Here is an 8,852-nt window from a genome sequence, read left to right as displayed (position 1 = left end):
ATGCGTACACGGCGGAATCCTTCGTTTCGGGATGTCATGGCGCGGATCGGCGCGGCGGACCATCCGGCGGAGCTGCTCGACCCTGAACGCTATCAGGTTCCACTCAGGGAACCAGCTACGCTCAGGGCGTGAAAGAAGGTAAGCATAAGCACATACTCATCACCTTCGGCCGATCTTTTCTGACGTTGAACCTGGCCCGACTGCTAGCTTCGGCCGGCTACCGGATCAGTGTCGCCGACACCGTGCCGTTGGCGGTCAGCCGCTACTCGAATGCGGTGACCGGATTTCACCAGGTCAGCCCGCCGAAATACCAGCCGCAGCAGTACTGCCGCGACCTGGTGGAGATCATCGAAGCCAACGACGTCGACATGGTGATCCCGATTCACGAGGAGACCGACATCATCGCGATGATGGCCGGACTGTTTCCGGACTCGTGCGATCTGTTCCTGTCTGACTTCGCGCTCGAGGACACCCTGCACAACAAGCTGAAGTATCAGGAATACCTGGTGCAGCAGGGGATTCCGGCACTCAAGTTCCGTGCCATCACCGGCCCGGAAGACATCGCCGCGCTTGATTTTGACGGTCCGTTCGCCGTGAAGCAGGCCTACTCGCGCGGCTCGCAGCATGTGATCAAGGCCTATCCGGGCGACGCTCTCGACGAGCTGACTTTCGATCCGACTAATCCGTGGATCGCCCAGGAATGGCTGGAGGGCGACCGCTACTGCACCTATTCGGTCTGCCGCGACGGCGTCGTCTACGCCCACGCCACCTACCCGGTCGGCTATGCCATTGACGGGTCGTCGTGCCTGACTTTTGAACAGGTCGATCATCCGGGGATCGAGGCGTGGACCGCGGACCTGGTGGCGCGTACCGGATTCACCGGCCACATCGGCTTGGATTTCATCGACCATCCCGAGCGTGGTCTGGTGACCATCGAGGCCAATCCGCGCGGTACCAGCGGCATCATGATGTTCACCCCGGAGGATCGTCTCGACCGCGCGTTCTTTGGCGAAAACGACGAAGTGATCAAGCCGCCGACGGGGCGCGTCCGGATGATCGGCCTCGGCATGGCTCTCTATGGTTGGCGTAAGAATGCGCTGCCGGGCAACACCTTCCGGCAGTTCGTGCGGGACTTCCGCGCTGCGGATGACGTGATCACCGACAGGGCTGACCGCCTGCCGGGCTGGATGCTGATCCCGGCCTACGCCAACATTCTGCGGCACTCGGTGAAGTACCGGGTCGGTCTGGCCGGCGGCTTTATGCACGACCACGAGTGGGATGGCCGTCAGGTCTGACCCGATCGGCTGCTGAGCGCAGTCCGATTCCAGTGGGCATCGCCGCAGGCCCGGTCACCCGATCAACCTCAGGAGTTAGGGCATGATGGCGGGGTGATCGTTGTAGAGCATCTGACCAAGAGCTACGGCAGCCTCGTTGCGGTGAGCGACGTTTCCTTCACCTGCCTGCCGGGCCAGGTGGTGGGGTTCCTCGGGCCGAACGGCGCGGGCAAGTCCACCACGTTGCGCATTCTTACCGGGCTCACCCCGGCCACCTCCGGCGCCGCGACGATCGGCGGCTACTACTACCGAGACATTCCGAACCCGGCGGTGCAGGTCGGCACGCTGCTCGATGCGTCCGCTTTCCACAATGGGCGCACCGGCCGCGACACGCTGCTGATCAGTTCCCGCACCATGGGCCTGCCGGACCAGCGGGCGGATCAGATGCTTGAGCTCGTCGGACTGGACCGGTTCGAGTCACGACGACGAGTCAAGGACTACTCGCTGGGTATGCGCCAACGCCTCGGTGTGGCCAATGCGCTCCTCGGTGACCCCGCCGTGCTGATTCTGGACGAGCCAGTCAACGGCCTGGACCCGGCCGGTATCCATTGGATGCGCGGTCTGCTGCGCGACTTCGCCGACAACGGCGGCACCGTCCTGCTCAGCTCCCACTTGCTGCACGAGATCGAGCTCATCGCCGACCACATCATCGTGATCGGTCAGGGCCAGGTGATGGCGCAGGGTGAGACAAAGGCGCTGGCCGGTATGCCCGGCACACAGGTCGCCTCCGTCGACGATGAGGCGCTCACCGCAGCCCTGGTCGCGGCGGGCTACGCCGTCCGTCCCGAAGGCGCCAGCCTGTACGTGCAGGCCGAACCGGCGCAGGTGGGTCAGGTGGCGATGGTGTCGGCGATCGCGCTCACCGAACTGCGCGGCGCAGGCACCGGGAACCTGGAGCGGATGTATCTGGATCTGACCGCTGGCGCGCAGCGCGGCCTCGGCGGGGCTGTGCAGGGCGGACCGGGCCACGTCCCCCACGGCGGGATGCCGCAGGGCTTCGGACCCCAGCCGGGATACCCCCAGCCTGGTTACCCCCAGCCTGGTTACCCCCAGCCTGGTTACCCCCAGCCCGGTTACCCCCAGCCCGGCTATCCCCAGCCCGGCTATCCGCCGAGCTTTCCGCCCGCCGGTCAGAACAACCCAGGAGACCAGGTATGAGCTCCCCGCAGCTGACGCCGAAGATGATTAATCCGACCGCACCTGGTGTCCCGTTCGGACGCGAGGTGGCGGTCGAACTCCGGAAGCTGATCGGTACGCGCGGTCCGCGGGTGCTCCTCGGGCTGCTTGTGCTGATCTGGGTGATCACCGCGCTGGTGCTGCTGTTGACCTCTGGTCACCTGACCTTCGGGGACACGCTGACCGGCTTCAGTGCAGTCAGCCGAATCTTTGTCGGGCTGCTGGCAATCCTGCTGGTGACCGGCGAGTGGGGTCAGCGGGCGGTGATGAGCGTGTTCACGCTGGAGCCGCGCCGGGAACGCGTCATCGGCGCGAAACTCTGCGCCGTCTTGATCGGCGCCGTCGCCATCTTCGTCGTGGCCGTCGCGATGGCCGCGGCGATTGTGGCGATCCGGGGCGGATCGTTCGACTTCGCCGCCGCAGCGTTCCGCATGAACGGGTTGCGGGCCCTGTTCGACGTCCTCATGGCGTTTGCGATCGCGCTGGCCATCCTGAACACGGCGGGCGCGGTCGTCGGCTACCTGGCGTTGCCGGAGATCATTATGCCGCTGCTCCTGATGCTCTTCACGCTGCCAACGGCTGGAAATTCGGGTAGCAACGTCTATGAGTCGGTCGCCCCCTGGGTCTATCCGCAGGAAATGTTCCGGGCCTTCGCGAGCACCAACGTACCGGGAGAGGCCTGGGCCCATCTGCTGGTCTGTGCGGTGCTCTGGATCGGACTTCCGGCCATCATCGGGGTTCGGCGCGTCATGTCCTCGGAAGTGAAGTAGCCCCGCGCTGGTGCTCGCCATCGGATAGCGAACCAAATTTGCTGATCGCCAAGTGTGGGTTGTATTTGACGACGTGGCGATATTTTCTTGATTAACTCCTTACGTTGCTAGGTAGCGGGTCGGACGTCACGGGGGCCGATCCGCTCGAACAGATGGGAGTAACCCTTGAAGAAAACGGCATTGGTTGCTGGAGCCTTCTCGTTGATGCTCGTCGCATCCGCGTGTAGCTCCACTGACAAGACACCGGCTGCGAGCGTTGCCAGCTCGGTCGCGTCGAGCGTCGCCTCGAGCGTCGCCTCGAGCACGCCGGCCAGCGAAACCACGACCACTCCGCAGGAGGAGCGGACCACTGTTACGTCGACGGCCACCAAGCCGGCGGCGCAGCCCGAACAGGACGACGATCCAGGGGGCCATCCGTGTACCGATCAGAGCGGCGCACCGGGTCATCTGATCGCCGCGAACGGCGGAGTCGGTCCCGGCTGGGTTTGCGAGATCACCGGAGATGCTCCGCAGGCTGATTCGCAGCGGCACCAGCAGAGCCATGGCCAGGACGACGATCCGGGCGGCCACCCGTGTACCGATCAGAGCGGCGCGCCGGGTCATCTGATCGCCGCGAACGGCGGGGTCGGCCCCGGCTGGGTCTGTGAGATCACCGGAGATGCTCCGCAGAACTAGGTTTCTACTGAGCTGAACGCACAACAACGAGGACCTCGGGCCGCGCGCCCGGGGTCCTCGTCGTCTCTGTTCCCGGTCCGCTTCTCGCCTGGGCGGGCGTGGCGCATCGGCTCAGTTCCCGAACTCCAGGATCGGCCAGGCCACCGCGAATGCGGCGAGCAAGCTGACCACGGTGAGCGGGATACCGAACCGCACGAAGTCCTTCGTTGAGTACCTACCCGGTTCCCGCACCATCAGGTTCGACTGGTGGCTGTACGGATTCAGGAACGTGAACGAGATACACGTGGCGACCAACACCAGCAGCATGGCCGGATTCAGTCCCATCGTGTGCGCGATCGCGATCGCCACTGGTGTCAAAATGCTGGCCGCCGCCGCATTGGTCACGACATTGGTCAGCAGGGTCGTGCCGATCGCGATCACCGCGATCATGACCGGTACATTGCCGGCCGACAACTTGACGATGCCGTCGGAGAGGTAGCCGCCAAGGCCGCTCTCAACCACCATGACACCGAGTCCGATGGAGCCGGCGATGATCGCCAGAATGTTCCAATCAAGGGCGCGGACCGCCGAGCGCGGTGTCAGCACCCCGCTCACCACCATCGCCACAGCGCCCGCGGACGCCACGAGCTCCACCGGCGCCATCCCGAACGACGCGGCCACAATCACCGCTATCAGGATCGCCAGCGCAACCCGAGTCTTACCGGGCTGTGGCACCTTGCCTGCGACGTTCTGCCAGAGGCCGACCAGCGGGTGGTCGTTGAGCGCCTGGCGCGACGCCGCCGAGACGTACACCGTCGAACCGGGCTGAGCCGGGGTATCGCGGAAGCGCTTCGAGGTTTCGGCGGCCACGACGACGAGGTCCTCGTCGGCCATCAGGTCACCCACACTGCCGGAGTTGTCGGCGGCAACGGTGGCCGCGAACAGGTGGTGCGGGGCCAGACCGAACCGGGAGCTCTTCCACAGCATGCGTACGCCGGCTTCGGTCGCCCGGTAAATCAGGATGTCGCCGTCTTCGATGAGGCTGCCCAGATCCACCGGGGTGCCCCAGCGGCGGATCTGGATGAGCTGGTACTCGACGGTCTGGGCCATACCGATATCGGCGGCGGCCCGCCCGACGCTGGTGGCCTTACCTTCGACGGGGATCTCGACGCGCCAGCGGAGTTCCTTCTTGCGGAGTTTCGGTTTGCTCTTGAGGAGGAACCGTGCGCTGACGATGATCACGATCCAGCCGATCACCGCGACCGGCGCGGCGATCGGGACGAACGAGAACATCGACAACTGCACGCCCTCTTGCTGCGCCATCCCGGCAATGATCAAGTTGGAACTTGTCCCGATGAGGGTCATCGATCCGGCCAGGGTGGTGGCGTGCGCGACAGGCAACAGCACCGACTTGGCCGGAATCCCCGAGCGCTGCTGCAGCTCCTTGGCGGCTGGGATCAGCATGGCAACCAACGGAGTGGTGTTGATCAGCGAACTGATGACGCCGACCGGTGGGATCAGCCGGACCAGCGCCTGGCCGGACGACCGGACGCCATCGAGCAGGCGGTAGGTGACCAGCGAAACCACGCCGGTCGCGAGGATACCTTTGGCGATCACCAGCATGGCGGCGATGGTGATGACACCTCCGTTGCTCAGACCGGAGAACAGCTGCGATGTGGTGGCAATGCCCAGCGCGCCGCCGAGGATCAGCGCGATCATCAGGGCGAGGACAGCGGGCACCTTGCCGCTCGTCATCGCGGCGAGCGTGACGACGAGGATCAGTGCGGTCAGCAGAGCCTGCATCATGGCTCAAGTGTGAACGACAAGTGAATGCGTGGTGGCCGGAGCGGTAAAAGCGGGGGCGTTCGGCCTACAGCATGACGCCGGGGTTCAGCAGTCCCTGCGGATCGAGCGCCTTCTTGATGGTCGCGGTCAGGTCCATCACATCGGCGCCCAACTGCGCAGGCAGCCAGCCCTTCTTGAGTCGGCCGACACCGTGCTCGCCGGTGATGGTGCCGCCCATCGCGACAGCCAGGCCCATCACCTCGTCGAAGGCGATCTGTGCGCGGCGCGTCTCGGCGTCGTCGTTCGGGTCGAAGACAATCAGCGGGTGGGTGTTGCCGTCGCCGGCGTGGGCGATCACGGCGATGACGACGTCGTTCGCTTCGGCGATCCGTGCGACGCCTTCGACCAGGGCTGGAAGCGCGGGAAGTGGAACGCCGACATCCTCGAGCAGCAGCGAACCGCGACGTTCCACGGCCGGGATAGCGGCGCGGCGCGCGACGGTGAACGCTTCACCTTCGTCCGGGTCGTCGGTGGTGAAGACCTCGCTGGCACCGTGGGCGAGGAATGCTTCCTCGATGAGTGCGATCTCGACGGTTCCGGCCGGTCCGGGCGCATCGGATTGCGCGATCAGCATGGCTCCGGCATCCCGGTGCAGGCCCATGTTGAGCATGTCTTCCACGGCGTTGATCGAGGTATTGTCCATGAACTCGAGCATTGCCGGACGGGTCTGGCCGGTCACCGCAAGGACGGCCCGGCTGGCGTCGGTAACGCTTGGGAACACTCCGACGACGGTGCACGCCGGGGCTTGCGGCGGGAGCAGGCGCACGGTGACTTCGGTGATGATGCCGAGCAGGCCTTCGCTGCCGACAAAGAGTCGCGTCAGTGACAGACCCGCACTGTCTTTGAGTTGTTTGCCGCCCAGCCGCACGGCGCGACCGTCGGCGAGGACCACCTCCAGGCCGAGGACGTAGTCGACGGTGACGCCGTATTTCACGCAGCACAGGCCACCGGCGTTGGTGGCCGCATTGCCGCCAATGGTGCAGATCTCGAACGACGATGGGTCCGGCGGATACCAGAGCCCGTGCGCGGCCGCGGCGGCTTTGACCTCGACGTTCAACATTCCGGGCCGGCATACGGCGGTGCGTGTCGTCGTATCGACGACGATGCCACGCATCTTTTCGGTGGTGATCATCACGGCGCCGTCGACTGCCGTCGCCCCGCCGGACAGGCTGGTGCCAGCACCTCGAGTAACGAGCGGAACGCCGCTCGCAGCGCACCATCGAACTGCGGTTTGGACGTCCTCGGTAGTCAGTGGCCGGACCAGTGCGATCGGCTGGCCCGCGTTTGGGTCGGCCGCGCGGTCCTGCCGGTATCCGCTGAGGATGCTGGGGTCGGTGATGACCATCGGGCCGGGAAGGGAATCGATGAGGGCGCTGACGTCGACCATGGACCCAGGGTAGGTCTCCGCAGTTCGCTCAGGAGGCATCGCCGCGAGTTCATGAAGAGTTCATTGGGCCGCACGTAATCGAGTACGGCGCGCAACCTTGCCGTCGGCATAACGAAAGGTTCCCTGGGGATGCTGGGCCACGTGCGAAATCCGTTCTCCCCCAAGATCTCTCGTCGTCTCTTTGTTGGGGCGGCTGGCGCCGTCGGCGTCGGTCTGATGACCCCGCCGCGGGTGTCGGCCAAACCTGGCGACGGCACGGTCTTCGCGCACGGTGTCGCGTCCGGCGATCCGCTGCCCGACCGCGTGATCCTGTGGACTCGGGTCACGCCGGAGCCTGCGGCGACGCCCGGCTCGGGCCGTGGCGCACCGGTGAGTGTGCGGTGGGAGATCTCGCCGACAGCAGACTTCGCCTCGATCGTTGCCGCCGGCACGGCCGTCGCGGGTCCGCACTCCGATCACACAGTGAAGGTCGACGCGGGCGGGCTGGCGCCGGCGACAAACTACCGCTTCCGGTTTCGGGTGCTCGACGGCCCCGCCGCCGGGGCGGTGTCGCCGGTGGGACGGACGCGGACAGCGCCGGCGACGGAAGCCGACCTGCGTCGGGTGCGACTCGGGGTGGTCAGTTGCGCCAATTGGGAGGCAGGCTACTTCGGTGCTTACCGGGAACTGGCGCGGCGCAGCGACCTGGATGCGGTGGTCCACCTCGGTGACTACATCTACGAGTACGGCGCGGGCGAGTACACCGGTAAACACGGTGCCGTGCGCCGACATGCCCCGGCCCACGACATCGTCTCGCTGGCCGACTACCGGATCCGGCACGCCCAGTACAAGACCGATCCGGACCTGCAGGCTGTGCATGCCCGGCACCCGTTCATCGTCACCTGGGACGATCACGAGACGGCGGACAACTCCTATCGGGACGGGGCCGAGAACCACGATTCCGCGACCCAAGGTCCGTGGGCGCAGCGGAAGGCCAATGCCGACCAGGCCTATTACGAGTGGATGCCGGTCCGGCCTCAGGTGAGCGACGCCGGCCGGCACCTGTACCGGCGACTGCGCTACGGCACCCTGCTCGAGTTGTCGATGCTGGACCTGCGGACCTATCGCGACGTGCAGCCGTCGGCGACGTCGCAGGACATCGACTCGCCGTCGACGAGCATCACCGGGCGTGCCCAGATGCAGTGGCTGACCGGTGGATTGGCGACGTCGCCGACCGCCTGGCAGATCATCGGTAACTCGGTGATGATCACCCCATTCGTATTGCCGCCGTTAGATCCGGAACGGTTGAAGATCCTCACCGAGCTGACCGGTCTGCCGAGCAACGCGGTGGCGGTGAACTCGGACTCGTGGGAGGGCTACGCGGCGGACCGGAATAGGCTGCTGGCCGCGATCGACAAGGCCGGGCAGAAAAACACTGTCTTCATCACCGGCGATATCCACATGTCCTGGGCCTGCGAGGTGCCGCGGGCGACCGTCGGCCGCGGCGGCGGCGGAAATGTGGCCACCGAGTTCGTCGTCACTTCGGTGACGTCCAACAATTTGGACGATATGGTGTCGGTTCCGGAAAACACTCTCGGTACACCCGCCGCCGCCGCGCTGACGGTGGCCAATCCGAATACCCGCTGGGTGGAGACCGACAGCCACGGCTACGCGGTGCTGACGGTGACACCACGGGCGGCGCAGATG

6 protein-coding genes and 1 pseudogene are annotated in these 8,852 nt (G+C 65.7%); 5 read left to right on the top strand and 2 right to left on the bottom strand.

The window, feature by feature from the left end; all coding sequences use genetic code 11:
- Positions 1-128: 128 nt before the first annotated feature.
- The 4 genes and pseudogenes from WAW85_RS08285 to WAW85_RS08270 all read left to right on the top strand — a co-directional run bounded on the left by WAW85_RS08285 (position 129) and on the right by WAW85_RS08270 (position 3,955).
- Positions 129-1,295, top strand: a complete 1,167-nt coding sequence (locus tag WAW85_RS08285; protein ID WP_422559142.1) for a carboxylate--amine ligase — start codon at positions 129-131, stop codon at positions 1,293-1,295.
- A 93-nt stretch (positions 1,296-1,388) separates the two neighbouring features.
- A pseudogene (locus tag WAW85_RS08280) lies at positions 1,389-2,267 on the top strand (ATP-binding cassette domain-containing protein); the annotation flags it as partial.
- A 221-nt stretch (positions 2,268-2,488) separates the two neighbouring features.
- A complete protein-coding gene (locus tag WAW85_RS08275) occupies positions 2,489-3,280 on the top strand; it encodes a hypothetical protein (RefSeq protein ID WP_422559141.1) in 792 nt (263 codons plus the stop codon).
- Between the two features lie 165 nt (positions 3,281-3,445).
- Positions 3,446-3,955: a hypothetical protein gene (locus WAW85_RS08270; protein ID WP_422559140.1), complete on the top strand. Its 510-nt coding sequence runs from the start codon at positions 3,446-3,448 to the stop codon at positions 3,953-3,955.
- 111 nt (positions 3,956-4,066) lie between these two features.
- Here the strand turns inward: WAW85_RS08270 and WAW85_RS08265 are convergent, their stop codons facing one another.
- Positions 4,067-5,740, bottom strand: coding sequence for an SLC13 family permease (locus WAW85_RS08265; RefSeq protein WP_422559139.1), 1,674 nt, complete (start codon positions 5,738-5,740; stop codon positions 4,067-4,069).
- Between the two features lie 64 nt (positions 5,741-5,804).
- Positions 5,805-7,166, bottom strand: a complete 1,362-nt coding sequence (locus WAW85_RS08260) for an FAD-binding oxidoreductase (RefSeq protein WP_422559138.1) — start codon at positions 7,164-7,166, stop codon at positions 5,805-5,807.
- 129 nt (positions 7,167-7,295) lie between these two features.
- On the opposite strand from WAW85_RS08260, the gene WAW85_RS08255 reads away from it, so the two are divergent.
- Positions 7,296-8,852 (top strand): alkaline phosphatase D family protein (locus WAW85_RS08255; RefSeq protein ID WP_422559137.1); only part of this gene is annotated, 1,557 nt, incomplete at its 3' end.

This window comes from Gordonia sp. (in: high G+C Gram-positive bacteria) (assembly GCF_049299075.1).
GTDB lineage: Bacteria > Actinomycetota > Actinomycetes > Mycobacteriales > Mycobacteriaceae > Gordonia.
Note: the sequence above shows the minus strand (reverse complement) of the source record. Positions and strands in the feature narration are given on the sequence as shown.